The sequence below is a fragment of the Variovorax sp. Varisp53 genome (genome assembly GCF_059491555.1).
The window spans coordinates 3728007-3753858 of the sequence record NZ_CP168512.1; the positions used below are offsets into that span (position 1 = coordinate 3728007).

General features: G+C 57.8%; 27 protein-coding genes and 1 pseudogene. 7 read left to right on the top strand and 21 right to left on the bottom strand.

Features of this window, described 5'->3' with window-relative positions; all coding sequences use genetic code 11:
- Nucleotides 1–23: 23 nt before the first annotated feature.
- Genes ACEOAB_RS17390 through ACEOAB_RS17400 form a run of 3 tightly spaced genes read left to right on the top strand, consistent with a single transcriptional unit; the run spans nucleotide 24 to nucleotide 1966 of the window.
- A complete protein-coding gene (locus ACEOAB_RS17390; protein ID WP_413747595.1) occupies nucleotides 24–929 on the top strand; it encodes a helix-turn-helix domain-containing protein in 906 nt (301 codons plus the stop codon).
- 15 nt (nucleotides 930–944) lie between these two features.
- Nucleotides 945–1643: an orotate phosphoribosyltransferase gene (locus tag ACEOAB_RS17395; protein ID WP_413747596.1), complete on the top strand. Its 699-nt coding sequence runs from the start codon at nucleotides 945–947 to the stop codon at nucleotides 1641–1643.
- The gene (locus ACEOAB_RS17400) at nucleotides 1640–1966 is read left to right on the top strand and encodes a hypothetical protein (protein WP_413747597.1); all 327 of its coding nucleotides are present in this window, start codon (nucleotides 1640–1642) and stop codon (nucleotides 1964–1966) included. Before ACEOAB_RS17395 ends, ACEOAB_RS17400 begins: the two co-directional genes overlap by 4 nt.
- Nucleotides 1967–2087: 121 nt before the next feature.
- Here the strand turns inward: ACEOAB_RS17400 and ACEOAB_RS17405 are convergent, their stop codons facing one another.
- Nucleotides 2088–2219: a hypothetical protein gene (locus ACEOAB_RS17405; RefSeq protein WP_413747598.1), complete on the bottom strand. Its 132-nt coding sequence runs from the start codon at nucleotides 2217–2219 to the stop codon at nucleotides 2088–2090.
- 12 nt (nucleotides 2220–2231) lie between these two features.
- On the opposite strand from ACEOAB_RS17405, the gene ACEOAB_RS17410 reads away from it, so the two are divergent.
- On the top strand, nucleotides 2232–2417 hold the full coding sequence (locus tag ACEOAB_RS17410; protein ID WP_413747599.1) for a hypothetical protein: 186 nt from the start codon (nucleotides 2232–2234) through the stop codon (nucleotides 2415–2417).
- Between the two features lie 15 nt (nucleotides 2418–2432).
- Here the strand turns inward: ACEOAB_RS17410 and ACEOAB_RS17415 are convergent, their stop codons facing one another.
- The 14 genes from ACEOAB_RS17415 to ACEOAB_RS17480 form a co-directional block, all read right to left on the bottom strand.
- Complete coding sequence (locus ACEOAB_RS17415; RefSeq protein WP_495653005.1) at nucleotides 2433–3578, bottom strand: MFS transporter; 1146 nt, start codon at nucleotides 3576–3578, stop codon at nucleotides 2433–2435.
- Nucleotides 3579–3630: 52 nt separating this feature from the next.
- Entirely contained in the window at nucleotides 3631–4467 is an 837-nt protein-coding gene (locus tag ACEOAB_RS17420; RefSeq protein ID WP_413747601.1) for a TIGR01459 family HAD-type hydrolase, read from the bottom strand.
- 71 nt (nucleotides 4468–4538) lie between these two features.
- Nucleotides 4539–5549: an LLM class flavin-dependent oxidoreductase gene (locus ACEOAB_RS17425; protein ID WP_413747602.1), complete on the bottom strand. Its 1011-nt coding sequence runs from the start codon at nucleotides 5547–5549 to the stop codon at nucleotides 4539–4541.
- Nucleotides 5550–5695: 146 nt separating this feature from the next.
- Nucleotides 5696–6787, bottom strand: coding sequence for an alkene reductase (locus ACEOAB_RS17430; RefSeq protein WP_413747603.1), 1092 nt, complete (start codon nucleotides 6785–6787; stop codon nucleotides 5696–5698).
- On the bottom strand, nucleotides 6784–9045 hold the full coding sequence (locus ACEOAB_RS17435) for an FAD/NAD(P)-binding protein (protein ID WP_413747604.1): 2262 nt from the start codon (nucleotides 9043–9045) through the stop codon (nucleotides 6784–6786). Before ACEOAB_RS17435 ends, ACEOAB_RS17430 begins: the two co-directional genes overlap by 4 nt.
- Nucleotides 9046–9290: 245 nt before the next feature.
- Nucleotides 9291–9686, bottom strand: a complete 396-nt coding sequence (locus ACEOAB_RS17440; RefSeq protein ID WP_413747605.1) for a hypothetical protein — start codon at nucleotides 9684–9686, stop codon at nucleotides 9291–9293.
- A 13-nt stretch (nucleotides 9687–9699) separates the two neighbouring features.
- On the bottom strand, nucleotides 9700–10791 hold the full coding sequence (locus ACEOAB_RS17445; protein ID WP_413747606.1) for a hypothetical protein: 1092 nt from the start codon (nucleotides 10789–10791) through the stop codon (nucleotides 9700–9702).
- A gap of 104 nt (nucleotides 10792–10895) precedes the next feature.
- Nucleotides 10896–12092: a pyridoxal phosphate-dependent aminotransferase gene (locus ACEOAB_RS17450; protein ID WP_495653006.1), complete on the bottom strand. Its 1197-nt coding sequence runs from the start codon at nucleotides 12090–12092 to the stop codon at nucleotides 10896–10898.
- Nucleotides 12093–12262: 170 nt separating this feature from the next.
- Nucleotides 12263–12940 carry a dTMP kinase gene (gene tmk / locus ACEOAB_RS17455; RefSeq protein ID WP_413747608.1) on the bottom strand — a complete coding sequence of 226 codons (678 nt, stop codon included), beginning with the start codon at nucleotides 12938–12940 and terminating at the stop codon, nucleotides 12263–12265.
- 35 nt (nucleotides 12941–12975) lie between these two features.
- Nucleotides 12976–13344: a VOC family protein gene (locus tag ACEOAB_RS17460; protein ID WP_413747609.1), complete on the bottom strand. Its 369-nt coding sequence runs from the start codon at nucleotides 13342–13344 to the stop codon at nucleotides 12976–12978.
- Nucleotides 13341–14546, bottom strand: a complete 1206-nt coding sequence (locus ACEOAB_RS17465) for a hypothetical protein (RefSeq protein ID WP_413747610.1) — start codon at nucleotides 14544–14546, stop codon at nucleotides 13341–13343. The genes ACEOAB_RS17460 and ACEOAB_RS17465 overlap by 4 nt, the downstream gene beginning before the upstream one ends.
- A gap of 17 nt (nucleotides 14547–14563) precedes the next feature.
- Nucleotides 14564–15358, bottom strand: a complete 795-nt coding sequence (locus ACEOAB_RS17470; protein ID WP_413747611.1) for a BtpA/SgcQ family protein — start codon at nucleotides 15356–15358, stop codon at nucleotides 14564–14566.
- A complete protein-coding gene (gene pyrF, locus ACEOAB_RS17475; protein WP_413747612.1) occupies nucleotides 15351–16100 on the bottom strand; it encodes an orotidine-5'-phosphate decarboxylase in 750 nt (249 codons plus the stop codon). Before pyrF ends, ACEOAB_RS17470 begins: the two co-directional genes overlap by 8 nt.
- A 45-nt stretch (nucleotides 16101–16145) precedes the next feature.
- Nucleotides 16146–17285, bottom strand: coding sequence for a M20 family metallopeptidase (locus tag ACEOAB_RS17480; protein WP_413747613.1), 1140 nt, complete (start codon nucleotides 17283–17285; stop codon nucleotides 16146–16148).
- An 875-nt stretch (nucleotides 17286–18160) separates the two neighbouring features.
- On the opposite strand from ACEOAB_RS17480, the pseudogene ACEOAB_RS17485 reads away from it, so the two are divergent.
- Nucleotides 18161–18370, top strand: a pseudogene (locus ACEOAB_RS17485) (transposase domain-containing protein); the annotation flags it as partial.
- A gap of 53 nt (nucleotides 18371–18423) precedes the next feature.
- The gene (locus ACEOAB_RS17490) at nucleotides 18424–18696 is read left to right on the top strand and encodes a hypothetical protein (RefSeq protein ID WP_413747614.1); all 273 of its coding nucleotides are present in this window, start codon (nucleotides 18424–18426) and stop codon (nucleotides 18694–18696) included.
- Nucleotides 18697–19158: 462 nt separating this feature from the next.
- On the opposite strand, the gene ACEOAB_RS17495 is transcribed toward ACEOAB_RS17490, so the two are convergent.
- The 6 genes from ACEOAB_RS17495 to ACEOAB_RS17520 all read right to left on the bottom strand — a co-directional run bounded on the left by ACEOAB_RS17495 (nucleotide 19159) and on the right by ACEOAB_RS17520 (nucleotide 24348).
- Nucleotides 19159–19956 (bottom strand): ABC transporter permease, encoded by a 798-nt coding sequence (locus ACEOAB_RS17495; RefSeq protein ID WP_413747615.1) that lies wholly within the window; start codon nucleotides 19954–19956, stop codon nucleotides 19159–19161.
- Between the two features lie 13 nt (nucleotides 19957–19969).
- Nucleotides 19970–20962: an ABC transporter substrate-binding protein gene (locus tag ACEOAB_RS17500; protein WP_413747616.1), complete on the bottom strand. Its 993-nt coding sequence runs from the start codon at nucleotides 20960–20962 to the stop codon at nucleotides 19970–19972.
- Between the two features lie 47 nt (nucleotides 20963–21009).
- A complete protein-coding gene (locus tag ACEOAB_RS17505) occupies nucleotides 21010–21816 on the bottom strand; it encodes a nucleoside phosphorylase (protein WP_413747617.1) in 807 nt (268 codons plus the stop codon).
- Between the two features lies 1 nt (nucleotide 21817).
- A complete protein-coding gene (locus ACEOAB_RS17510; protein ID WP_413747618.1) occupies nucleotides 21818–22582 on the bottom strand; it encodes an ABC transporter permease in 765 nt (254 codons plus the stop codon).
- Nucleotides 22579–23244 carry an ABC transporter ATP-binding protein gene (locus ACEOAB_RS17515; RefSeq protein ID WP_413747619.1) on the bottom strand — a complete coding sequence of 222 codons (666 nt, stop codon included), beginning with the start codon at nucleotides 23242–23244 and terminating at the stop codon, nucleotides 22579–22581. The genes ACEOAB_RS17510 and ACEOAB_RS17515 overlap by 4 nt, the downstream gene beginning before the upstream one ends.
- Nucleotides 23245–23322: 78 nt before the next feature.
- Entirely contained in the window at nucleotides 23323–24348 is a 1026-nt protein-coding gene (locus ACEOAB_RS17520) for a helix-turn-helix domain-containing protein (protein WP_413747620.1), read from the bottom strand.
- A 20-nt stretch (nucleotides 24349–24368) separates the two neighbouring features.
- On the opposite strand from ACEOAB_RS17520, the gene ACEOAB_RS17525 reads away from it, so the two are divergent.
- Entirely contained in the window at nucleotides 24369–25769 is a 1401-nt protein-coding gene (locus ACEOAB_RS17525) for a phosphomannomutase/phosphoglucomutase (RefSeq protein WP_413747621.1), read from the top strand.
- The last annotated feature ends 83 nt before the right edge of the window (nucleotides 25770–25852 follow it).

Consider the following 25852-nt stretch of genomic DNA (forward strand, 5'->3'; position numbering starts at 1 on the left):
CGATCCATAGGGTGAGAAACGAGATGGAAGCAGCGAATTTGACCTTCAAGTCGTCGATCGACTACGTAGCGCTAGGCAATCGCCTGCGCGCCTACCGGGTCGGCGCCTCACTATTGGCGGAAGACGTGGCGGAGCAACTCGGGATTTCAAGGGCGGTCGTCTACCGGCTCGAGAAGGGAGAGATAGTCAAGATCGAAACCTTGGAGCGACTGGCCAATCTGCTCGACACCTCGCTGGCGTCCTTACTCGGCGTAGAAGTGGAGTACTACTCGACGGCGCTTGGCCTGTTCGAGCGCATGCGCCAGCTTGAGGAATCGTCGGACCGCATCCTCGCACACTTCGAGCCCATCTCCCTGCTGCTGACCTCGGATGACTACCTGCCGGTTTTGCAACAGATGCTCGTCGAGGCTTCGCCAAAGGGCTCGGGGAAGGGCCCCACTTCTGCGGACATCGACAAGATGCTACAGATCATGCTGGAGCGCCGCGCCTACTTCCAGCGGCGGCAGCCTCACATCGTGAGCCTGATAGGGCTGCGTGAGCTCGAGCGCTTCGTCGAGACGGGGCTGGTCGGCCGGATCGATCTGCCCGAGACCGTGCGCGCCGAACGCCGCCTGGCGGCGCGCCGCGAGGTCGAACGGATCGCCGACCTGATGGAAAGCGAACCCATCGACGTACAGATCGGCCTCATCGACGACGCCATGCCGGCAGCGACCTTCCAAGTGTTCTCCGGCCGAGAAGGCAGTGTGCTGGCTGTAAGCCCGTTCCGCCTGGGCGAGCTCCCCAACGTGCGAAACGGCATCGCCACTGTCACCGCTTCGCCGGAAGCTGTGCGGATGTACGAAGCCATGATCGGCAGGCTCTGGAAGGCCGCCTACAAGGGCAAGGCGGGGGCAGTGCACCTGCGCAAACTGCTGGATCGAATTCACTAGCCGAGGCCCACCTCCATGACAACACCTCCCCTCCCGACCGAGACTCGCCTCGCCGTGGCGGCCCACCTCATCGATTCCGGCTGCGTGACACTGCGCACGGACGAGCCTTTTCGGCTGCCTTCCGGATGGGCGACGCCGGTCTACATGGATTGCCGGCGGCTGCTCTCCTTTCCCGAAGCCCGCCGCACTCTCGTCGGCCATGCCGTCGATGCGCTGAAGGCCCAAGGATGTCTTTCAGGTGCCGCATCCGTCGCGGGCGGCGAGTCCAGCGGCATCGCGCTGGCGGCCTGGATCGCGAATGCGCTGGACCTGCCGATGCAGTACGTCAGGAAACGCGCAGCAGGTTCGCGTCAGGTCGAAGGTGTCTTGCGCTCCGGTGAGCGGGTGGTGCTTGTGGACGACATGATGGCCGCCGGCGCATCGAAGATCAGTTTCGTGCAGGCGCTGCGTGCGGCGGGCGCGGAAGTCCATGACGTGCTCGTGCTGTTCGACTACAAAATGTTCGGCGCGGACAGCCTCCTCGCTGCGCTGGGACTGAAGGTGCATGCCTTGGCAACCTGGCACGACATCCGGGCCGTTGCGGTACGTCGAGGCGACTTCACCACCGAAGCGATGGCCGAACTCAATGACTTCCTTCGAGATCCCGTCGCCTGGTCCCAGGCGCACGGCGGCAAGAGTTCCATCACCAGCCACATTGAGAGCAACGCATCATGAACTTCAAAGAAATCAGCGACCGATTTTCAAACGACCTTTCAGGCTCCGACGCCTTCAAGGCGCTGTACCGCGGGGCCTTCGACCTCATGAAAGTCGACGTCGGAAATGCAGGCCTGTACTTCGTCATCGGGGTCGCCGCGCAAGCCTTCGTCCAGAAGTATGAGGACCAGGGGATCACGGCCGAGTTTGCCGACAATGCGAAAGCCACGATGGTCGCCTTGACCACGAAGATCGTCGCCGCACTCGACGCCGAGCCGGCGAAGCGCTTGCGTATGCTCGGTGAAGTGGCGACGGACTACGAGTGGAACGTGACGGTCTTCTGAACACGCCGACTCCTCCTTTACCAACGGAGGGAAGGACGCGGCTCACGCGCGGTCAAGCGCTTGCATCTCGAGATCATGCGCAGAGGCTTAGAGGCGTGCCTTCGCGCGCCATGGCCGGACCTCAGAGATTGAGGATGAGGGGCCGGGAACAGCTGCGCGAAACGCACGGAAGAATTCGATTCCCGGCAGCCTTCTCATCCGCGGTGGGGAACGAGTCGCGATGGTCGGGTCGTCCCTCCAGCACTTCGGTCATGCAGGCTCCGCAATGCCTTCCTCGCAAGACGTCTCGGTGTGGACGCCGTTATTCGCCTATTCGTCGGCACTGCAAGCCAAGAATCAGTCGAAGCTGCTCGTTTCCGCGAACCATCGCGGCGAACTGCTCGGCCGCATCCTGTGCATGAGAAATTCTGAGGCTGCGAGCGCGATCACGGGGCTCGCTAGCACCCTGTGATGCCCCCTGCTGCCGTTAGGCCTGCAGTCGAAGTGGCACGACGGACTGTCGCAGCAAGGCTGTGGCGATGGCCGCACCGAAACACAGCACCGCGCTGAGAGCAAAAGCGCGCCCTCCGAATGCCGCATATAGATGGCTACCGCCGTAGACGGTTACCGCCGTCAGGATACCCACCGTCGCCGCATAGACACCAGTGCCGCTGGAGATGGCCTGAGGCGGCACAGTTGTCTTGATGAACTGGGCTGCACCCAACTGAGTGCAACTGAGCGTAGCCGCCTGCAACAACTGGACGATGATCAGCGTGCTGGGGTGTTGGGCTTCGGCGAGCAGGGCCCAGCGCAGCACACCTCCCAAGCAGGCGCAAAGTATGAGCGTCGGGGCGGACACGCGAGCCAAGATACGGCTGCCGAGCACGAAAGTCAGGATCTCAACCAGCACGCCCAGACTCCACAGGGCGCCGATTGACGACGACGACAGGCCGAGGCTCTTCCAGAGTATCACGTTGTAAGCGTAGAAGAGACCGTGACAGGCTTGGGAAACGGCAGCACCACATAGGAAAAATACGAATCCTGGCAGACGCAACACCTGCACCAAAGAGGCCTTTGTCGCACGACTCGCTACCACGCGCGCGTTTGGTAGCCAAGTAGCCATTGCAGTCTGGATCAGATAGAAAAAAGCCAGTGCCAACACCACGTTATCCAGTCCAATTCGGTCAAGGACCGCGCCCAAGGCTACCGTGACAAACACCACCGACAAGGAGCCGATGCCGCGAAGGCGACCGAAGTCTAGGCCGAAGCGTGTGGTGCTGCTCAGGACTATCGATTCGCTCAAGGGGATGAGAGCGGTAGAGCAGGCCTGCATGGCCATATACGCCGCGAACACCCAAACGGGGCTGCGAGCGTTCAAGAGCAACAAGGCCGCAGCCGACGATCCACCCAGCAGGATCAGTAGCACGCTTCTGCGGCTTCCCCACATGTCGGCGATCAGCCCGACAATGGGATTGATCGCTAGTCCTAGTAATGATCCAAAGGCAAACAATTGACCAACTTGCTGCTCATTCAGGCCGTGCGATTTAATCCACAGCGGAAGAAAGCTGATCGTGATAGCCACAGGCCCATACAGCGTGACGTAGTAAGCGTAGAAAGCAACTCGAGACTGCAACTGGTACCCTTCAGATCGAAACCCGCGTGATCGGTTGTGCAGACGTGCTCTGCTACCAGACGAGGCCACCCTGCACCTTGTTCGAGAGCAGCGGTGGTGCGTGACCTTTGCCGCTGTCAGCATCGCGGCGTTCCTGCCGCGGCTCGTAGAAGACGCGCATCGCGTCCCAGCCTTGTTGCGCGGCGCCGCGAATGTCTGTTTCCAAGCCGTCACCAATTGCCAACACGCGCTTCGGTGGAGACCAAAGTGAACTAGCCACAGCCAACGCTTTCACATAAATGGGTGTGTAGGGCTTGCCGGTGTAGCGCACGCTGCCTCCAAATTCGCGATAGCGAGAGGCCAAAGTTCCCGCGCAGAATACAAACTTGGCCCCATCTGGCGCAATGAGATCGGGGTTCGCACACAACATAGGCACGTTCCGTGCGGCGAGGCGTTTCAGAAGTTCATCAAAGTCTGCCGGCTCACGCCCGCTAGTGCCAGTGCAAACCACCATCTCTGCGCTCTCGGCATTGCACAGGGTTGGCCGAACACCAGTACGACGTTCTACCTCGTCGTAAAGGACGAGGTCACGGTCTGGCCCGAGGTGGAAGAGAGGAATGTGCAACCGCGCGCTTAAAAAGTCGACGCAGACATCTCCCGACGTCACGATGGCGTCCCAGCTATCTCGCGACAAACCCATAGCCTCGAGGTGAGATTGGATGTGGGCGCAGGGCCTGGCGGAGTTAGACAGTAGTACGACTGTTCCCCTTCTCACGGCGCGGTAGCGCTGCAAGGCCGCGACCGCGTCGGGGAACAGCACCACACCATCGTGCAGCGTACCCCAGAGGTCACACATCACGGTGTCGTAATCGCCGGCAAGCTGCGACAGCCCACTGATGTCGCCAGCCACGTATACCTGCGAGGTTATTGAGTGACCAAAGTCCATCGATTGATCCAAAGCCTGAGCAGGGCACCTTGCTGCTACTCGGGGGCTCCAACGTTGAATTGCTTGCGGCTGCGCAGCATCGGCAGGACTTCCGCCGCGAAGAGGTGCATTGAGCGCAGGATGGCATCGCGATCGATGTCTGGAATGTGCATCATCACGTCCACGCGGTCGACACGTGCGGCCTCCATGTAGCTCACCAGCGCGTCGGCCACAGTCCGCGGCGAGCCAGCGATCAGCTCAATCTGACGCATCATTTCAGAGGGGTCATCGGTCGCTGATGTGGCGAGTCGCCCCTCGGCGGCAGCGAGTCGGCCGTAGGCGGAGGTCGTTCGTGCTTGATACATCCGGCGCGCCGCCGTTTCAGCGAAGTGCCAGGCTTCATCGTCACTCTCTGCGACGTGAACCATGCGAACCCCTCGAACCTCTCCCTTGCCTCCGGCAAGGTGGTAGGCGTCTACGAATTCTCGCTGCTTGGATGCTTGCTCCAACTGACCCACCACAAAGTTCAGGCCCAATCCTGCTGCGCAAGCGACTGTCTCTGGCTCGCGTGCAGCAACCCAGATCACGCCACGGTAATTTCGCAGCGGCTCTGGCGTGATCGGCTCCAGCCCCATGCCGACATCCTTGTCAAGCAAGCGCAGTAGCTGCGACAACTGGGCACGGAACTCTGCGCCCCGGTCGTGCGTAGGCGACAACTTGTCACTGCGCATGCTCATGCCGATTCCGAACGAGGCTCGCCCCTTGGTCAGCATATCGAGTACCACGATAGCCTCAGCAAAGCGGCAAGGCGTGTCGAAAGGGAGCACCTTGACACCCGTGCCCAAGCGAATCTTTCGCGTTTCTGCCGCGAGGTGTGCGATGAGCAACTCCGGTTGGGGCATCCGGCCGAAGAGAGGCTTGTCGCGATTGTGATGATGCTCGCCAATCCAGCATGAGTCATATCCGAGCTCGTCGGCGAGGATGATGTCCTTGATTGCGTCTTCTATGCAACGCCGGTCGGTTGTGTCGGCGAACGCCCACATTTGGTGAAACAAACCTACATGCATTGGAATCCCCCTTGCTCATTGTCGTGACGTCTTCTATCCGAAGACGACGTGTTGTCGGTTACCCGTCAGGCGCAGGAATTCAGTTCTGTCGCAGCAAGCTGGACTGAACCGGGGAATGACGACGGGCTCTGACCGCAGCGTCGTGATCATGGTTTGTTGACGAAGAGATTCGACTCGGAAAGGAAGGGGTAATCGATGTAGCCTTCATCGCCGCCCTCGCGATAGAACTCCGGCCTGAGGCGATTCAGCGGTGCCCCCGCGCGAAACCGTTCGACAAGGTCCGGATTGCCAACGTAAAGTGTTCCAAAGGCGATGCAGTCGGCCAGCCCTGCCTCGATGGCGTCCAAGGCGTTTGCGCGTGTGAACCCGCCGCATAGGATCAACGGCCCACCAAACGCTCGTTTCAGTGCGAGCGAAAGGCGGTCGCTGGCGTTCAGCGAAACGTCCTCCACCAGGTGAAGATACGCAATCTGCCTCACGCCCAGCGCATGAGCGACGTAGGAGAAGAGCGCTGTCGGGTCTGAATCGTGCGTGCCGTCGTCCATGGGTGCAGGTGACAGCCGCACCCCGACGCGGCCCTTGCCGACGACACTGGCAACGGCATCGACCACTTCCAACAAAAAGCGGGCGCGACGCTCGATCACACCTCCGTATTGATCGATACGGTGATTGGTCGCGCTGCGCAGGAATTGGTCGATCAGGTAGCCGTTGGCGGCATGAATCTCCACGCCATCGAAGCCGGCGCGGACTGCGAAGCGCGCAGCCTTCTGAAACTCGGCCACGATACCTGGGATCTCGTGAGTCTCAATCTCCCTGGGGACGGAGAACTTGCGCTTCCCGACGGGGGTCATGACTTCCCCACCTGCACAGATGGCCGACGGGGCAAGCGGCGAAGCTCCCCGAGGTAGTTGCTCCGTCGCAGCCTTGCGTCCCACATGGTATATCTGCTGGACGATCAGGCCACCGCGTTCATGCACTGCCCTGGTGACCTGGCGCCACGAATCCATCTGCGCTTCGCTGTGAATCGCTGCCCCGCCAGGCCGGCTGACGCTGTACGGCGACACGTGCGTGGCTTCGCTGACGATCAGACCTGCCGATGCGCGCTGACCGTAATAGATGGCCATCCGGTCCAGCGCCTCACGCGAAGTGGCGTCGGCACGGGCCCGACTGAGGGGCGCCATGACCATTCGATTCGCAAGGTGCAGGTCACCCAAAGCGACTGGAGCAAAGAGACTCATGCCGCAAGCCTCCTGTCCAACGAACTCCAATGCGCTATAGCACTCTTTAATGCTTGGTCTGCGTCAAACAGGATCGTATCCGCGACATAGGGTCGGCTCAAGGCCAATCGGTAGTAAAACGGCCCATCAACTAGGCTGCCCAATGCCACCATGTTCGGAAGAGTTTCCCCCTTCCGCGTAATGACCAAGCGACTATTTCTCTCGACATCCAAAGAGCCGGGGGAATACGACTCAACCCCGTCGGAGATACTCCACTCTCGCACAATACCTTGCAATCGCAAATTTCGATATAGCTCACTATCGCTGAGCGATAAGTTGAATCTGTGAACAATTGCATTCAATCCGACATTCACACAGCCGACCCGGTCACCCAATTTCAAATACAGAGCATCGCTGCGAATTTCCTTGGCTGGATTTCTGCAGAACGACAAATCCACTATGCCTGCATCTGTCAAAGCCAAAATCTTTTTCATGAGTTCCAGCGACGTTCCAACTGCAAGCCGGTTGGTTGCCCGGTACCATTTAGAGAAAAGCTCTTGAGTTCCCAATGGCCCACCAGCGCCCCATTCAACTTGATCCCTGAAGCAAGGCCGGAGATCCCGAATGGCGCCATCAATCGCAGCCTTTATGGGATTGGACAAATTTCCTTGGCTTGCGTTGAGTATGTCGCTCTCCAACCATGAGGCCGCTGTCGCATGCAAGTCGCCAGTTTCGGAACAAAAACGGGCGAGAGGATCCAGAACGTCATTCCAGTCAAACAGGTGTCGCAAGATCGAGTTGTCATGCCCCCACGGCGATTGGCTTTTATTGAGGTGCCTCGCTACTTCCAGAAATTCAAAATTGCTCTTTCCTGCCAACAAATCATCGATTTCCGGACCCAACCGAACCTTGATAAATTGAGAAATCGCCTTACGCTCCGCAAGGCCAGGATGCGGGCTCTTTTCTTCCGGTGTTGTCAGCAGTTTGTGCACGTGCTTCAAGCAATCCTGATACTGCACCTGGGCTGATTGATAAATCTTCCAGATGGCGGGTGCCTCGAAACGCAGGCGACAGCTGCAGATATAACTCTCCAACTGCTTCTTGATGGTTTCCTCAATTGCCTGAACAGCCGCCATCGACAGCAATGTTCGGTAGTACAGCATCATCATTTCCAGCGCGAGTAACGGTATCACTTCGCCGTCGATGACGTGCCTGCCACCCCCACGATTCATTGTAATTTTTCGGAGAGAATCGAACGTGGATTCATTGAATACAATCCCGACGTGACGTCTTTCCTCCACGTTCCCTTTTTCGTTATAAGCACGCGCCCTGACAAACAAGCCGGATTCACTTATCGGAAAGATTTTGCGAGGTTCGAATCCGCTGGGGATGTACTTCAGTTTGTGGGGATTTCGATCCGCCACAAAGTAGCCGCCGCGGCCAGAAGTCAACCAATTGATACAATCGATGGCGGCCAGTCCCATGCCAAAACACGCCAGCATGCTGGAAGGCGGGGCAATTTCATTTGTTATTTTTTCTGTTGGATAAACGCTGTGAACATACTTGAATGAGGACGTCTTTGAATCAGACAGATCCATCATCCTCTCGGCCACAGTTCCGGGTTCAGGCCTATTGGAAGTATGGCCAGTGCATAGAAACACAAAATCTGCCGTGGACGTGTTTTCCGGCACCGGCTCTGCACAAATGATCTTGTACTTGCTTTCGCTTGTTGGAACAAGATTAATGACGTCGGCCGCCACGAGCGTCACGGTTACCTTCAGATCCCTGAGCTCGGCAACCAAGTTATCAAACGTGTCGCTCAGGGCCTCTCCAACCAGCGCGCGATCCACCCATTGTTGGGGTGCTATGTGATAACGAGGATTGTTTGTGGATTTGAATTTCTCTACGGCCCATTGATGCAGCGTTTCAACCCTTCTCTCATAAACCTCTATGTTCAGCTTTTTATGAGTGACGTCCGCACACAATGAAACCTGTTCCGCAGTTCTGTTCAGGTGATTGGTTGTCGGTTGGTCTTTGGAATGAATTCCAGGTCCAAAGCTGCCAGATTTATCGTAAACCGATACCGACAAGCTCGAAGCCGGGATACGCAAGCTGCCGGAACGCAGGCGAGTGACCAACCTCTCCAGACAATAGAGCGTGTTGGGTCCCGCGCCAATGAAACAGATGACGTAGGAACCTGCCGCTGTCGCTTCGCTGCTTGCCCCACCGATGGAAGAGGAAGCTACCAATTGGCTGTAGTTCGGCGTGCATCTCATCATTGCGTAGTCTCTTTGGTACTGTTCCTGCTCAAGCTGGATTCAGACGGACTTCGCCCCAAGGGGTCGGACGGCGGCGATGCGCCGACCGAGCGCGGGAGCGGCATCACATCGTTTGGCCCGTGCGACAGGCACGTACCAACTTCTTGCTGCAGATGAAATCAAGGCAGGATTGGCTTCGCGCAAGCCTGGCTCGTCCAGGCGGGGGCGAAACAATGGGGTGGTGGCGCGCTGCGCAGGCTTGAGGTTCATCGAAATCCCTGGGGAAATTTGCAGGAAAAGGGCTCCTGCGAAACCGCACCTCGCGGATCACACTGCGCGCGCCACTGAAGAACGCAAGACGCATCAAGGACATGCGAGATGTTCAGGGCGGGCTCAATGAAGTGCTGCTGCAGCTTGATTCGATGAAGATCGCCAGCGCCCCGTGATGCACCTCGCCTGTTGTTGGCAGGCTGCTGTCGAGGTGGCGCGAAGGACTGCCGCAACAAGGCGGCGGTGGCGAAAATCAGCACAGCGCTGAGCGCAAAAGCGCCCCCCTCCAATGCCGCATATGGGGGGCTATCGCCATTGAGGGTTGCCGTCGTCAGGATAGCTACCGTCGCTGCATGGACGCCAATGCCGCTGGAGATGGTCTTGGGCAGCACGGCAGGGTCCCCTTCAAAAATTAACGGGCTGCGACGAATTTTTCGTCAGCTGCAGATCACTATGATCCAAGAAGAGCGACAGCCTCTCCCCCTCGGTCTCTGGCAAAAATTCGACCAGCGGCGGAAGGCCCGACCGAAACAACCTGCATCTGATTGCGAACTCTTTAGTCAAATCACGGTGCCATGATTTATAGCCGTCAATCTCCTGTCGAGTAATACGCTCGGAATCCTCTATGCTCATAAAACAGGAGGTGGAGTTCAACAGGCTGCGGCTGGTGGCGTAAAATTCGTCGGACAGATTTATACAATCCAGAATCACCTGTCTCATCTCATGCGCTCCGCCGAGCCCTCTGGAGATCAGCTCGCGATATTTCATGACCATGGGTTGGATTGGGTCCGGCAAACGTTCCAGCGCTCTCAGGATCCATTTCATCTCTGAATTCGTGTTGCCGAACATATTGGTCAATCCTTGCGCTATCCTCGACAAGAAGAATCGCGCACGCTCGCATCCCATCAGCAAATCACCATCGCGCCAGGCACCGACGACATCATTGAAAAGCGGATAATCCAGCGCAACGTTTCTAAATAACAAGTAACAAAATTGATCGCGCGAGAGTCCTGATTTCATCAAATTTTCGAACTCGGCCTTGCCTTTCAACGCATGCGCAGAATAGAGCCTATAAATGGTCCTCTGATCTGACACCGACATTGTGTTGATCAGCATCTTTGTTCGTTGGGAGGCCTGAGAAAATGCGCCCTGAACCGAAGTTTGCAAGGCTCTTAACTGCTCCTTGGTTCTATACTGTGTGTCCAGGATCCTTCCTGTCGAGGGCATATAGTCCGTGACTGAATTCAATATTCCTTGTTGGCATACGTACCTGTGATGTCGATGCACAGGAAATTCTTCAAACCTTGGTGGTTTTTCAGAAATCACGTAGACGTCAAAATCGGAGGTGTTGGAGCCATATCCATCCATCAAACTACCGCCAATCAATACGATATCGTCTTCGCCGAAATGAAGATTTCGCAGCACATCTTCAAATTCGATGGAAATCCTGCCCCCCAGTGCGCTTGCGTGCGTCGAAGAAATGACTACATTTTTCATTCGAAAAAACCCGTTAATTGATACGCGATACACGAGATAGACGTGGCCAAGAAGATGCCGCAAGAAATCGAGCGGCTTGGCTGATTTTCAGCTGCGGCATAAATTCATTGAAAGATTTGCGGCCTTCTCTCATTTTGTTTTTCATGACTCTTGCACGCGCTCGTTTCGCGCATGCTGGCCAACACCTCTTTGATAATCGCAATAATCCTTCCAACGGTGACGGAATCCTTGACAGCAATTCTTACCATGTATTTATTGACGTTGCGGCCCATGCTCGATATGTCTCGAAGATATAAGCCAAACCTTCTACATCTTTGAACGAAGTCACTCGCGACTCCGGATTCTTCAGGAATTTCAATCAACAGAAAATTCGCAACGGAGTTATGAACTTTGAATCCCATCTGCCTTAACCCCGCTGCAAGAATCTCCCGATAACTGTGGGTCTCCTTGTATCTTTCCGAATAGTAATTTAAATCCTGAACTGCAGCGATTGTCGCGATTTGGGCTGGAAGGCTTACCGCCCAAGGTGGTGAAAATGGAGCAAGCCTATCAATAACTTCCCGGCTGGAACACAGATAAGCTGATCGAGCTCCGCTTAAACCGTATATCTTGGAAAGTGACTTGCACACGATAATGTTTTTGTTTTCTGCTGCGTACGCCACCAACGATTGAGATCCATCGGCGTAGTCAATGTAGGTTTCGTCCACCCAAAGCAGCGTTTCTTCCGGAATGGCCTTGTGTAAGTTCTCCAGGTCCATTTTTTTGATGAATGTCCCGGTTGGGCTATTCGGATTCACCAGGACAACCACGTCTGGGCGTTCTTTTTTAATCGTGTCAATCAAGCCCTGAATGTTCAACGAATATGCTCCGTGAGGCTCATACTGAAGCGGCGCTCTTATGTATTCACAACCAATCACTTGTTCGAATACATGAAGATACTCTCCATAGGTTGGATCCAGAGTCAAAGCCTTGCTATGCGCCCCCAGCAATCGCTGCATAGCCAGGAAAATCAGATTCGACGACCCTGCGCCCACGAGCAAATTGGAAGTGGAAACATCAAGTCCTTCGGCCAGAACTTCAAGCAATCCTTCACAGTGAGTGGGCGGAGATGTCCGGAGAATCCATGGCAAGTGCTCCCGAATCGTCGCCACTACCATCGGCGAAGGATCAAACCAGGCGTCCAACACGTCTGCGTTGATACATTTGTTGATCCTCGAAAGATCGTCGAATCGAGACCCGATAAATTCGAAGGACGCCCCACCGTGGAAAGCTTTCGCTCTTGCTATATTGGACATGGACATAGTCTCCCTCCGCCGTTGAATGGATAGTTGAGATTCGCTGGATTTGCCTGAGACTCTGTTGACGAGTCGATTGAATAACCAGGAGATCCGAGCAACGTAGCGCTGAATCAAGGTCCTTACTGACTGGCTCCGAATCCCCGCGGCAAATCCGGCGAGTTATTGCGCCAGGTTCAAAGGACAGGCGTCAAGACCTTCTGCAAGGCACCACATCTGCGCCAAAGGTCGTCACTCACCTCTTGCACTGGCAGAGAACCGTCCACCCGCTCCAGATGAGCGCCCATCTCGCGATAGGTAGAGGTGATGGACTCAATTCTTTCATCAGAACGTTCTTCGAACTTCAGGTTGAGGCCGTCGCGTTCTCGGAGTCGCCTGCTGAGGATCGCCGTCGGCACGTCGAGGTAGAAGGCGTGATCGGGCCGCGGAATTCCGCGGTTGATGGTGGCCAGGAACTCGGCATCCACTCCGCGGTGGATGAAGACTCCGAAGGTTGCATAGACATACCGGTCGCATAGAACCACCTGGCCTTTGCTGAGCGCGGGCAGGATCACTTCTTGAACATGTCGATGCCTGTCGGCGGCGGCGAACAATGAAAGAATCCGAGCACGCTCGCGTGAGCCGCCTGCATCGTGAAATTGCTGTACTGACCCTTCATTACGGTACCAGTCGGTCGGTTGGCGAGTCACAAGTACCTCGTGACCGGCCGTCCTGAATCTTTCGGCCAATGCCTCTATTTGTGTCGTCTTGCCCGATCCATCAAACCCGACGATGGAAATCAAGGCACCTGACCGCTTGGGCCCATCGTTGAAAACACTCTCAAGTTGGTCCGGTGTGATTCGTGGTGCACTCATGGCTATGTTTCTCTCCCCTTGAAGTAAGGATTTGTTCAGGCGTCCAGTTTTGGATTCAAACGTGAGGTGCCTCCCCAGAACAAGCAAATTGCGTATCCGGATGGGTCCCTGTATCGAGCTTCTCTCCATCCCCAGGGTTGATCTTTCGCAGGCTCAACGGGGCCTATGCCGAGACCTTTCAGCCTCTGAACCTCTGAATCGACGTCTGCTACCTCGAAATAGATCGTCGCGCCTGAGGGAGCCACTTCGGTAGCGTCGATCAGCGACAGCGTAGTTTCCAACTCGACACTCCTGAGGCGGGCGTACCCGGGTCCTTCAACCAGCGGGACGAGCCCCAATGATTTGTAGAAGTCAGCGGACAGCTGGACATCTCTTGTAAGCAGTGCCAAGTGGGTGATTTTCATGATTCCTCCTCAATCAGGGATCGGCGGCTCGCTTGCCAGCCTGGGTTCTGCTTCAGGAATGCGGAGAAGTCAAAGTCATCGGCGTGCCCGGAATAATCAGAAGTGTCGGGCGCGGCAAGCGTGTCAAAATGTCGGAGCTTCTCAGCGAAGTACTCGAACAGCGGCTCGCCGTGATGCGAGAGAACAGCCTTGGCGTGCTCTTGCATCAAGCGCATATCCGTACGGAATCGCCGGAGCACAAAGCCGGTTCGAGCCGCCAGTTCCTGTCGCTCAGAAACGTCGAGATCAGCCCGCCCCAAGCCGCTGAACGCCTCGAGAAGCGCGCACTCCGTGTACAGGCCATGTAGGGCTTCGTAAGCTGTACGTCCATCGCGTCTTCCCGTGATGGTCTGAAGGCTCTCGTCCGGCGAAACCTTAAAATACATCTGCCTTTCGAGAGTGGCCTCAGAAAACACCACATGCCCTCCCTGATGCACGAGACCATCCACAAAGAACAGAACAGTAGCCCCGCGCCTGACGTTCAGAAAGATCATTCCATGCATCTGGAGTGCGGCAAAGGAGTTGAGCGTTGGATGCTCAAACAGAAGGATCGCTTGAACACTGCGGCGCAATAGTTCTGCGATCCGCGGTAGATGCTTTTCGACAAGGATCAGGGCACGTGACAGGTTTGCCATGAGTTCTCGCCTGGCGCGCACGATCGTGATTTGCTCGTGACCGCCAATGTTCTGGCTGAGGAACCCCTTCACGACCGCATCCATCTCCTCGATCAGTTCGATGGCAGTCCCGGGAACGTTGCGCCGCTCGGAGAAGGTGCACTGAACGGGCCCGCCCGGTCCGCGGACATCGAATGCGTTCTCTCCCGACCTCCGAGAGAGCCGGAGTCGAGCATTTGGGAGCGCAGTCTCAACACTCCCTATACCTGGCAGTGTGATGGCGCCGGATTCGCCCGATCCGACCTCTATCTCGCGGTTGATGTCATGCGGAAGAATTCGAAACAGCAATTGCTCAATGGGCACGGCTCTGCTTGCGGGTCCGAAGTGCCACCCGATAAGGCGTGGCTCAAGAAGCACGGATTCCGTGAGCGCCTCGGCATCGATGCTGCCGCACGCTGATGCGGTCATGCCCCGAATAGCTTCCGAAAGGGTTCGGCGTCCGCGGGCTCCGTCCTCCAGGAACTGCTGAAAATCAAACGTGATCGGCACGGGGATTCCTTAGGGCCTCACGCCAAGACAGCCGAGTGAGCCTGCTTCTTTGCTGTCATGAACGCCCGAATCCGAGCCAGATCGATCGGGTTTGTCGGGATGCCGTCAACTTTGAAGTAGCTGCCGACAATGAATCCATCGGCGAAGTTGAAGACCTTGCCCAGATTCTCTGGAGTTACCCCGCTGCCGATGAGTACGGGTTTGGAGGTTGAGGCTTTGGCGACACGAAGATCACCAGCATCTGTCTCCACGCCGGTTACTGCACCTGAAACGATGATCGCGTCGGAATGTGGAGTTAGGTCTCGGACTTCGTCGGACAGCTTGGGGTATACCCAAGGATTTGAGTGCTTCACGCCCGCATCCGCAAAGATGGAGACGGATGCTTTCAGGTTCGCCCTGAGCCTCAGAGTGGCGTGGCTGCGCCCTTCTACAACGCCCTGCGCCGCGAGCACTGCTCCAACATGGACATTGACCCGGATAAACGAAGCGTTCGTAGCGGCGGCGATCGCCATCGCCGCTTCGGCGTCGTTGCGGAGAACGGCAACACCCACTGGGACATCGGCGATCCTTATGATCTCCCGCGTGACGCCAGCGAGGGTAGCAACCGTTTCTGCCGGAACCCCCGCAGGGTAAAAGGGCCCATCTCGAAAGTTCTCAACGATGATGGCGTCGACTCCGTGGCTCATGAAGGCACGCGCTTCCGCTACTGCTGAGTCATATATCTGCTCGACATCGCCGTCGTATCTGTGCGACCCGAGTGTTGGGAGGAGGTGAACGCAAGCGATCACGGGCTTTTTTGTGAGGTCAAGCATTGGCGGCCTCTAGTGCGCTGTAGATCTCTGCTATTGCAAGATCGGGGTTCTTTGCGTTCAACACCGAGCGGCCCACGACGAGAAGCCCGGACCCTCCCTTTACTGCGTCTGCATACGTGTAAACACGCTGATGGTCGTCTTTGCCTGACCCCTCGGGTCGGACCCCAGGCGTCACAAGCAGGAAGCCCTGTGGGAGATGCGGCCTGATGAATTCGAGTTCACCAGCCGAGCAAACGATACCGTCCAGCCCGGCGCTTGCCGCTATGCGGGCTTTTCTCAGAACCTCGTCTTCGACGGTCCCTTCAATGCCAACTTCGGCGTTCATCACGCTTCTCCCAATGCTGGTTAGAACCGTGATTCCTATGAGCTTTGGCCTCGGCTTCTTCAGTTGCCCCGCGGCTTGCTTCGCAGAGCGGACAAACTCTTCCAGCATTTCGGAGCCGCCAGAGATGTGTACCGTCACTATGTGCACACCAAGCCGCACCATCGCTTCTCCATAGCCGCTTAAGGTGTTCGGAATGTCGTGCAGTTTGAGGTCGAGAAAAATTTTTCCTCCACGCGCAAGAATCTTCTGGACCAAATCCGGCCCGAACAAGGTGAATGCTGAATTCAACTTGAAGTAGCCCACATGCTCTTTGAACGCGTCTACGGCTGCCAGAATTTGCGCTTCGTCGTTCAGATCGAGCGCGAGGCATATGCGATCTTTGTGCGAGGCGTTTGGCTTTACTTTTGTTGCTGACATAAGTTCTCCATAATGAAAGCGCGTGTAGCGCTTCGGTCACATCTGCTATTCCGAACTGACAAGGATTCTTGAGTAAACGTCGGCAGCTGTGACAACTTCGTCTACGAGAACTCGCTCTCCAGGGCCGTGTGAGTACTTCGCGTCACCAGGCCCAAGTACGAGCGACGAACCTGCCATTTCCGCAAGGAAGCCAGCTTCGCTTCCATACGAAAAAACGTCGGGCTCGCACTTACCGACCGCTGATGCGACTTTTGAGAAGAGCTCCTGGACGAGTGGATCGATGATGGAGCACTGGTTGGACGGGGACGAGAAGTAGGGCTCTTCAAGACGAAAGATATCTCCAACGCGCCCCTCCAGGTACGTTGTCATCTCCGACAAGAAGGACGCTGTGGTGGTACCCGGCACGAGCCTGGCATCGAACCAGACTCGAACGCCTTCGGGCGTCTTGTTCATGTCTCCACCGCTTTCGACCTTCGTCGGCGTCACTGTGGTTGAGCCAAGATCATGATCGGATCTGGTCTCACGCAACGCCCTGTTCCAGTCCTCCATGGCGGAAAGAACTCGGCCCACATTGAACACCGCGTTTTCGGGTCCAGGGTAAGCCGCGTGGTCTACCTGTCCAGAAATGTAAACACTGGCGCGCACGATTCCCTTCTGTGCGTAGATCGGGACAAGGGATGTCGGCTCTCCCGTAATTGCCAGGTGCGGCCTCATGCCATGCGTGCATAGAGTCCGGCAACCACACAGACCGTACTCTTCGTCGATGGATGCGACTACATATGATTCGCGGCGGCTCGGCGACTTCAGCGTGGACACGAATGCAGTAAGCATCGCTGCGAGCGAGCCTTTTGCGTCTGCACTCCCCCTTCCAATGAGGTATCCACCTTCGAGACGCGGACTGAACTCAAGCGCCTCCTCATCAGAGGCTGGGTACGTGTCCATGTGTGCACTAAGCAGGATGATTTTCTCGTCGGATTTCGCTCCGCGCTCTACGTGCCCAATTACGTTATGCCTGCCAGGCGCCACTTGCTGCAGCTCAACGCTGACTCCTCGCTGCGCAAGGAAATCGGCGACATAGTGGGCAACAGCCTGCTCACCGTCAGTGGCGGATGCCCCTGTAAGTTGGGGATTGACGCTCCGAATAGAGACCAAATCTGATAGCAGCTGAGTGATTGTTCCGGCCATTGCGCCTCCATGCCTCAATAGGTTCGAACACACAAACCCATGCAAAGAAAAGGCGACGACTTAAGGCCATCGCATCCTAGGGAGCGCAACAGGCGGATCCATAGGAATTCACATGCAAAAAGCATCCCGCATACCAACACATCGGAACGGGCCTCGGATGGTCTTCGGTCGCCACAGGGTGACGCTTGCTAATTGCAAATCCGAACTACTCGGCGCTTTTAACGCGCCTTCAAACGCTTACTCCGACTTAGGGTCGGTGCAATCGTCGCCACCTTGGCAACCTTGCATAACTGAGCCGCGCTTGAGTTGAGCGATAAGGTCGTTCATAAAAAGCTCCTTCAATTTGCCTTGATGAAAAGGTCCGAAGACCTCACGTTTCCTACCCGAGTGGGAAGGAAAAGTTAGTGTATGGGTGATTAAAAAGAGGCGCAAGGGGATTTGGATAAAAATTTAGACTGGTATTGTTCCGTAAGACAAAAGCTCTCCAGCCGTCCGAGGGGCCCTTCGCATGCCACGTTGCCAGGTGAGCAACCGTTGACCTCGCAGTTGCCTGATCACTGCCCATGACCCGCCTCTTCCTGCCGTAGGCGAATCTGGTTGCCGCCTGCTCTCGGCCCGGCGTGTCGATCGCCTCGGTGGCATTGGCCAATGGCCTCAATGCGAACCTGTTGCGCCGCTGGATCGAGCAAGGCGATCAACGGTTGCCCTCATCGCTGGCGCCGAGCGAGTTGATCGATCCACGCTTCCTGCAACCTAGTTCCTACCTCCAAGGAAACACGGAGGATTTGCCGGAATCTCGCTCCGCGACTGCACATACGTCATGCGCATGGGAAGTCGACGTGCGTAAGCATGCGAGTGCGCTCGGGCGCCAAGTCGTCGGTAGACAGAACTGGCTGTTCGCCGGCAGCTTGCGCGCCGGCCAGCGAGCTGCGGCCGTCATGAGCCTGGTGCACTCGGCGCGTCTGAACGGCCACGAGCCGCACGCGTACCTGAAGGATGTTCTCGAGCGGCTTCCTACGCACCCGGCTAGCCGCATTGCAGAGCTGCTGCCGCATCAGTGGCAGCCAACGAGAGCGCCTACCTAAGGTCATCAGCGCCTTAGGAGGCGCTGGCATACTGCAGGACGGAGAAGCGCTCAGTGAACAAAAAGCCATACCCACCAGTTGAAAGCTGGCAGCGCCGTCTCGGTCGCGTAGAAGCTGAAGCTGAGTTGCGCAAAGAGTCCGATGAACTCGGAATCCCGATCAGTCCTCATTGGCAGGAGCGATGGGACAACTTCCTGCTCAACCTGCAGTCGGAAGACGAACTCTGGTTTTGGGAATACTTCCCGCAGCCCATGACAGGTGGAGCGGGGTACTGCATCGTGCGTAACGGCTCAAGCATCGCGTGGATAGCGACCATGCGCAGCTAGTGCGCCGGAAGTACCCTGACTTCGCCGGACGCATACGTAGAAGCCGGGACTACGGTCGCATGTGCCGCATGCGTGCTTCGCCATTCGTTTCATTTTTTTGGTGGGCCGCACGCACATTCTTGCGACGCACTCCGTCTTCCTTGACGTGAGAGGCTACGGACTAGGCCCACTAACACAATCGACGTCCATCGGCGATCAGCGCGAAGCTGATGGAATCAAGGAACATCACGTCGAGACTCTCAAGTCGCGAGAAGATTTGGCGGTAGCCGTTCAGGCACCGGAACGTACTTCAGAAGCGATCAACTTCTTGCTGTACGTGAAATCGAGGCAGCATCACCCTCAACAGCGCCGATCATGAATTTCGATGGAACTCACAAGACAAGCTTAGTGCACGGGATCATTGCAATGCGGCTGGCCCCTGTTCTCCGAAACTGGGAGTTGTCGGCAACACGCCGCGAAGGATCAATGATTCGCTTCTGAGGAAAAGGCTGGCCCCTGCCGTGAAGGATGCCAGCGCAGCAGATACGATTCGCACCACACAACCGCCGCGTATAAGGCGGAGCCAAGAAGGCATAGGAGCCCGATCACGGCGAGGACGATGGCTGCGTCGCTGTTTTCCAGGCCCATCGCCAGCAGCACGCCAAGACCTGCACTGGCACCGAGTAGTTCACCGATCACGATCGCGGTTATGGCCTGTGTGGCTCCGATCCGCATGCCCGCCAGGGTTCCCGCCAGCGCATAGGGCAGTTCAACATGGAAGAAGCGACTGGCCGCAGACAGGTCCAGCACCTGCGTCAAGTCCGACACTGTGCTCGGTATGGACCGGATCGCTGCCAGCGTCGACGCAATCACCGGCAGAAACACGACAACGCCGACGAGCATGACCTTGGAACTGATTCCAAAACCGAGCCAGAGCACCAGCAAGGGCGCGAGCGCAATTTTCGGCGCGGTTTGGACCAATACGATCAACGGCGACAGCAGCCTCTCGGCGAGTGGCATGTGAGCAAACCAGGAACTCGTCAACGCACCTAGGATGGCCCCCGCGCAGAAACCGGCAAGCAGTTCGATCGCGCTCACTGCCATGTGCGTTCCGAGATCAGCATTGTTCGCAAGGAAGACCACCCGCTCTAACACCGTAGGCGGCGTCGGCAGCAGGTAGGACGGAAGCTGTAGCAATACCGCCGCCGCCCACCAAATACCAACGAAAACAGCTAGAGAGAGAATAGTCCCCGTTACCGGGTGCCGCAACAAACGCGTCATCGGGGCAGTGCGATCACAGGAGCGCGGACGGCTGTACAACGAGATCGGCAGCGGCAAACCGCTTCGGGATCACCTTGTGCTGTGCCAGCACGTCAATGCTCCTTTGCCATGCGACCAAATCCCCCGCCCCCAGACCGTGCGCCTTAGTGTAGGCACTTTGCCAGACCGAGGGAATGAAGGTCTCGCGCAGGGCACGCAGCAGAAGAGCTTCCTGCCCCTTCCAAGTCGGAGTGTACTTGTCGATAGCCAATGCGATTGCCTCCTCGGCGTGGCCGTCGATCGTCCATTGGAACGACTCGGACAACGCTTGAGTGAAAGCCTTGGCGAGCGCCCCCTTCTGCTGAACCAGCCGATCGCTTGCCGCCACCACGTTCCCGTAGGATGGCAAGAAATCGTTTGACAGGATCACCCCGACCTTCACACCGTCGGCCTCCAAGTTGTAGCGACGCAATTCAGAGAACACCACGGCATCAACCTTGTCGGCCTGCAGGGCCTGAACGATAGCGCCGGTGCTGATGACCTCCAACTGGATGTCGTTCATGCTGAGGCCAGCCTCCTTGAGCCCTACCTGCAATTGCAGGTAGTTGGGGCTGCCGATGGTGGTGACGGCGACACGCTTTCCCTTGAGGTCGGCGAATGTCCTAATGCCTGAGGAATGCTTGAAGAGCGTGGCCCCGATGCTGCGCTGATAGCTGCTATGGATCACCTTTATCGGCACATTGCTGGCCCGCGCGGCGAGCACCGCGTCGGCGTTCGGGAAGCCAAAATCGACGTTGCCTGCGGCAACGTTCTTGGCGATTTCCGCAGCACTCGCATACAGCAGCTTTACATTGATGCCACGCTTGGCAAAGTAGCCCTTCTCAATTGCCACGTAGATGGGTGCGTAGAAGGGAACCGCCGCACCGTCGATCTGCAGCGTCACGGCAGTCGGCGCCGACTGGGCACGCACAACCGGAGGGAGCGCGGCAAGTGCAGCACCGGCCTGGAGAAGTTGGCGACGTTTCATTGTAGGCCTCTATAGTGATCGGTTGAGGGAAGGGGTCTCGTGGCGGGCTATCGACGCGAAGCATCGCGCTGCCTCAGCACGTGAACGCCTGCGGCCGCACCTGCGCGCAGGACATTAAGCTGCGTCTGAGAGTAGCTCTCCAGCCAGTCGTCGGTGGGTCGGCTGTTGTGCGCCCCGAGTACTGCACCGGCGGCCACGCCGAGTCGGCGTGCCACCGCCAACACCGTTTCGGTCTCCATTTCCAGGCCATCGGCACCGCGGGCAACCCAGTCAGCAGTGGTGTCTATCCAACTGCCGCCGGCACGGTAGGGGCGGCCCTGGCCGGCATAGTACGAGTCGACCGTGGCGACAACGCCGCAGCGCGCCAGCATCTGCATCTCGCCGGCCTTCAGCAAAAGCGCCTCCACGACGCTTGGATCCGCCAGCACCCGCTCGCGCGGCGAGGCATAGTAAGCCGCTGCGCCAGAGCCGCGAAGCGACTCACGCACGACGAGCAGTTCGCCCAGGCTGATGGTCGGATTGATCGCTCCCATGCCCCCCACGCGGATCGCGATCTCCATCCCGATGTTGGCGAGCTCGACGACGGCGATCTCCGTAGACGGCCCGCCAATACCAGTTGAACACACACCGACCGCCTCACCATCCCAGAAGCCAACGCCGAACCGGAACTCGCGCGTCTGCCCGACGATTTTGAAGTCCTCGAGCGCATTTGCCGCCAGATCTACCCTGGCTGGATCGCCCGGCAGTAGGACAATGCGGGGGACCTCCCCAGGCCCCATTGGCAAATGGGGCGGGCGGCCTTCGCGCCAGGGAAAACGCGCCGAACGGGAAGGTTCTGAACTCTTGTCAGTCACGCTAGATCCTGTGTCGCAACACCCGGACCTCGAGGCTTTCGACCATGAAATAGAGAAGGACTCCAACCAGGACCGTTAACACAACCGCGGCAAAGAGCAGCGGCGTATTGAAGACCGAATTGGCACGGATCATGAGATGGCCGAGGCCAGATTTGCTTGAGATCCACTCGGCCAGTACCGCACCGACGACCGCCTGAAGGCATCCCACGCGAACCCCGGCTAGGATGTCGGCTGCGGCCGCAGGCAGGAAAATCGTCAGCAGCGCCCGCATCCATGAAAGCCTTAGGATGCGCGCGAGATCGATCAGACTCGCATCGCACGACCTGATGCCCAGCATCGTGCCGATCAGGACGGGAAAGAAGACCAAGGACGTGACCAACGCGACTTTGGACGCAATCCCGAGCCCAAACCAGATAAGGAAGAGCGGAGCCAGCGCAATCTTGGGCGCGATCTGTAGAAAGAGCAGCGTGCCATTGAGCCATACACGCAATATGTCGAAGCTGGCCAGGATAGCGCCACCGAGAATGCCAGCCAGAGAGCCTGCGATCAAGCCTAGGAAGATCACAGACAGCGTTGCGCCCAGATGGCTCCAGATATCTCCGTTTGCAAACATCATTTCCAGCGCTTGCCACACCGACACCGGCGTGGGCAGGAGATAGGCTGGCACGCGCTCATCCAGCGTGGCGAACCACCAGGCGAGCACGATGGAGACGGTCGCCAGACCGATGTCGCGGCCACGTCGCAGAAGGTTTTGCGCAGGACTCACCGCAGGTCGCTCCTGAGGTCTGCCATCAGCCGATGAAACCCGGGCAACAGCTTGGTGGTAGCCGACCGCGGATGCGCAAAAGGAACGTCATGGATCTTCTTGATCCGACCAGGCCGAGCCGACATGACGACGACGCGATCAGACAGATAGGCGGCTTCTTCCACGCTATGGGTGACCAGCACGATGGTCTTGCCTGTTTTAGCCCAGATCTCAAGAAGCTTGTCGTTCAGGTCATCGCGAGTGAGCAGATCGAGCGCGCCGAAAGGTTCGTCCATTAGCAGGATCTCGGGATCGTAGGACAGCGCGCGCGCGATCGCAACACGCTGGCGCATTCCACCGGACAGCTGGCTGGGCAACGCATCGGCAAACGACTCCAGGCCCACCAGCGCCAGGAGCCGGCGCGCCTCAGAGCGCGCGGACTCACCCCTTATACCGAACGCCTGCAGCGCGAACACGATATTGCCGAGGGCCGACTTCCAAGGCAGCAACACCGGTTCCTGAAACACGAAGCCCACTGCGCGGCGCCCTGGCCGGCCACCCCACTCAATGTCGCCAGCGCTACTGCGTTCGAGGTCGGCAAGGATCCGCAGCAAGGTGGACTTGCCGCAGCCGGACGGACCGATGATCGACACGAACTCACCCTCGGCGATGCTGAGGTCCACTGGGGACAACGCCTCCACGCCCCCTCTCTCGGAGGCAAAACTCTTTGCTACGCCACGAAGTGACACCATCGGCATTGCCTACGCCCCTTTTCTTTGAAGCCGTGAGACCAGTTGCTTGATCAGCCGGGAGCCGTCGGAACCCTTGGATGCGCGCAACCACCAAGCCTTGAACATGTCCTGATAGAGCGTCACCGCCTCGGGCGAAGCAGTCATCGACGCCACGGCCGAATTGACCTCTGGAATCTCGTGCAGGCGCAGAGGACTCACGCCCACGTAGGACCGGTTCTTCTGGCGAAAGATTTGGAAGTTGACGCCGGGCATCCCGCCCTCGACCACGCCCACCTGAACGCCGATCGATTCGGACTCCAGCAAGCTGATGATGTGTGCAACTTCCGTTTGCACGGCCGCAACACGGCGTTTGCGGACCGCAGGCGAGAACTCTGCGCGGCCCAGGAGCCCAAAACGCAAGAACCCTTCAACCTCGCGCAGGCCAATCAAATTCGTGATGCTGGGGCGGTGCTCGATATAGTGGCGCTTGCGCTCTTGGAACACGCTGATGATGTCGTCGACCTGCTTTTCCCAGCGCTCGCGCGCCGCCCTTCCCTTGGGCACCGCATCCATCAGCCGTTCTCGTAGGTGCACCAAGTAGCCATCGGTGGTCAGGAGAAAGGACACCGGCTCGAAGTGCATCATCAGATGCTTGGAGTCGACCTCCAACTGCCGCATGCGTTCAAAGTAGGCGACAGCGTTGGAGTAGTACTCCATCTCCACGCCCAGCAAGGATGCGGTTGACACTCCCAACAGCGCTGCCAGCCGCACCAGCGTTTCGACCTTCACGATCTCGCCTTTCTCAAGCAGGTAGACAGCCGCGCGTGACAGTCCCAGGGATGCGGCCACGTCTTCGGCCTTCAGCCCGGCGCCTGTGCGATAGGCCCTCAGGCGCTGACCTAGCTCGACAAAATCGATATCAATCGTCCCGTTTCGGAATGCGTTATTCGTATCCACTTGCATAGTTTCATCCAATATTTTAGACTGGTCAATGTTTTCATGACAAAGCCATGAGGCTTGGACATTTTCGACCCTCGCCGCGTACTTGTCAGGCATCTACAGGATGCCAAGTCCAAATGAACCTCAATGAAAGCTTGTTCAAGACGTACGATATTCGAGGCAGCACGCTGGAGGGGCTGTCCGCGGAGCTGGCGCGGGGCATCGGGCGAGCATTCGGCAGCATGGCGTGGACGCGTGGCGAGCGCGTCATCGCAGTGGGACGCGACGGGCGGCTGAGCAGCCCCGAATTGGCACAGGCGCTTCGCGCCGGACTGGGAGAAGCCGGTATGGAGGTCATTGATCTCGGCATGGTGACGACCCCAATGCTCTATTTCGCGACCCATACGATATGCCGCAGCGGCATTGAGGTCACCGGCAGCCATAACCCGGGTCAAGACAATGGCTTCAAAATGGTGCTGGCTGAGGCACCGTTCTTCGGAGACGACGTCCAGACCCTCAAGCGCATTATCCAGAGCGAAGCGTGGGTGCTCCGTTCGCACCGATCGTCTCGCCGTGTAGACATTTTGCCGGCATATCGGCAGCGCATCATCTGCGACATCTGCCTTGCGCGCCCCTTGCGCGTGGTGGTCGACGCCGGCAACGGGATCGCCGGCGCATCGACCCCCTCCATCCTCCGGGCGATCGGCTGTGAGGTGGAGGAGCTTCACACCGAAGTCGACGGGCGGTTTCCGAATCACCACCCCGATCCAAGCAGACCGGAGAATTTACGCGATCTGATCGCTGCGGTACAAAGCGGCGAGGCGGACTTGGGCCTCGCGTTCGACGGCGATGGCGATCGGCTGGGCGTGGTTACGCGCAGCGGGGCAAACATCGTGCCCGATCGGCAGATCATGCTGTTCGCGCGCGATGTTTTGGCGCGGCATGGCGGCGCGACCATCGTGTTCGACGTAAAGTGCTCCCAGCAGCTAGCCCCCTGGATCCACCGCTTCGGTGGCCGCGCCGATATGTACAAATCGGGACATTCTCTCGTGCGCAGCCGGATGATGGAATTGGGCGCACTCCTCGGTGGAGAGATGTCGGGCCATATCTTCTTCAAGGAGCGTTGGTTCGGCTTTGACGACGGCACGTACACCGCCTGCCGCCTTCTTGAAATAGTGAGTGCATACGCAAATGCTGGCGCCGTGCTGGAGACATTGCCCGATGCGCTCTCAACACCGGAGATTCATGTCCCCTGCACGCCAGTCGAAGCCACCGACATCATGCATCGGCTGGTTCAGGGGAGCGACTGCTACGCGCCTGCAGTCGTCACAAATATCGACGGATTGCGCATCGATTGGAGCGACGGGTTTGGCCTCGTGCGCCCATCGAACACCAACCCAGTGCTGGTCCTTCGGTTCGAAGGCGTCACTCAATCGGCGCTAGAGCGGATCGCATCAACCCTGTGGCAGCAGGTTAAGGCGATCAAGCCAAACGCAAAACCGTCGGGTTGGCCAAGCAACCTGCCCCTCGTGGACTGATAGCCAGCACGATCTCTCGCGTCTTCTCATCGAGATCAGCAATGATCTCGCAGACCAGGGTGTGGAGCAATTTCTGGCGCATG

Excerpts from the sequence above, each read along its gene's own strand:
- ACEOAB_RS17390 (WP_413747595.1), top strand. The coding sequence starts at position 24 with ATGGAAGCAGCGAATTTGACCTTCAAGTCGTCGATCGACTACGTAGCG.
- ACEOAB_RS17395 (WP_413747596.1), top strand. The coding sequence starts at position 945 with ATGACAACACCTCCCCTCCCGACCGAGACTCGCCTCGCCGTGGCGGCC.
- ACEOAB_RS17400 (WP_413747597.1), top strand. The coding sequence starts at position 1,640 with ATGAACTTCAAAGAAATCAGCGACCGATTTTCAAACGACCTTTCAGGC.
- ACEOAB_RS17405 (WP_413747598.1), bottom strand. The coding sequence starts at position 2,219 with ATGACCGAAGTGCTGGAGGGACGACCCGACCATCGCGACTCGTTCCCC.
- ACEOAB_RS17410 (WP_413747599.1), top strand. The coding sequence starts at position 2,232 with ATGCCTTCCTCGCAAGACGTCTCGGTGTGGACGCCGTTATTCGCCTAT.
- ACEOAB_RS17425 (WP_413747602.1), bottom strand. The coding sequence starts at position 5,549 with ATGCATGTAGGTTTGTTTCACCAAATGTGGGCGTTCGCCGACACAACC.
- ACEOAB_RS17430 (WP_413747603.1), bottom strand. The coding sequence starts at position 6,787 with ATGAGTCTCTTTGCTCCAGTCGCTTTGGGTGACCTGCACCTTGCGAAT.
- ACEOAB_RS17435 (WP_413747604.1), bottom strand. The coding sequence starts at position 9,045 with ATGATGAGATGCACGCCGAACTACAGCCAATTGGTAGCTTCCTCTTCC.
- ACEOAB_RS17445 (WP_413747606.1), bottom strand. The coding sequence starts at position 10,791 with ATGAAAAATGTAGTCATTTCTTCGACGCACGCAAGCGCACTGGGGGGC.
- ACEOAB_RS17450 (WP_495653006.1), bottom strand. The coding sequence starts at position 12,092 with ATGTCCATGTCCAATATAGCAAGAGCGAAAGCTTTCCACGGTGGGGCG.
- tmk (WP_413747608.1), bottom strand. The coding sequence starts at position 12,940 with ATGAGTGCACCACGAATCACACCGGACCAACTTGAGAGTGTTTTCAAC.
- ACEOAB_RS17460 (WP_413747609.1), bottom strand. The coding sequence starts at position 13,344 with ATGAAAATCACCCACTTGGCACTGCTTACAAGAGATGTCCAGCTGTCC.
- ACEOAB_RS17470 (WP_413747611.1), bottom strand. The coding sequence starts at position 15,358 with ATGCTTGACCTCACAAAAAAGCCCGTGATCGCTTGCGTTCACCTCCTC.
- pyrF (WP_413747612.1), bottom strand. The coding sequence starts at position 16,100 with ATGTCAGCAACAAAAGTAAAGCCAAACGCCTCGCACAAAGATCGCATA.
- ACEOAB_RS17480 (WP_413747613.1), bottom strand. The coding sequence starts at position 17,285 with ATGGCCGGAACAATCACTCAGCTGCTATCAGATTTGGTCTCTATTCGG.
- ACEOAB_RS17495 (WP_413747615.1), bottom strand. The coding sequence starts at position 19,956 with ATGACGCGTTTGTTGCGGCACCCGGTAACGGGGACTATTCTCTCTCTA.
- ACEOAB_RS17500 (WP_413747616.1), bottom strand. The coding sequence starts at position 20,962 with ATGAAACGTCGCCAACTTCTCCAGGCCGGTGCTGCACTTGCCGCGCTC.
- ACEOAB_RS17520 (WP_413747620.1), bottom strand. The coding sequence starts at position 24,348 with ATGCCTGACAAGTACGCGGCGAGGGTCGAAAATGTCCAAGCCTCATGG.
- ACEOAB_RS17525 (WP_413747621.1), top strand. The coding sequence starts at position 24,369 with ATGAACCTCAATGAAAGCTTGTTCAAGACGTACGATATTCGAGGCAGC.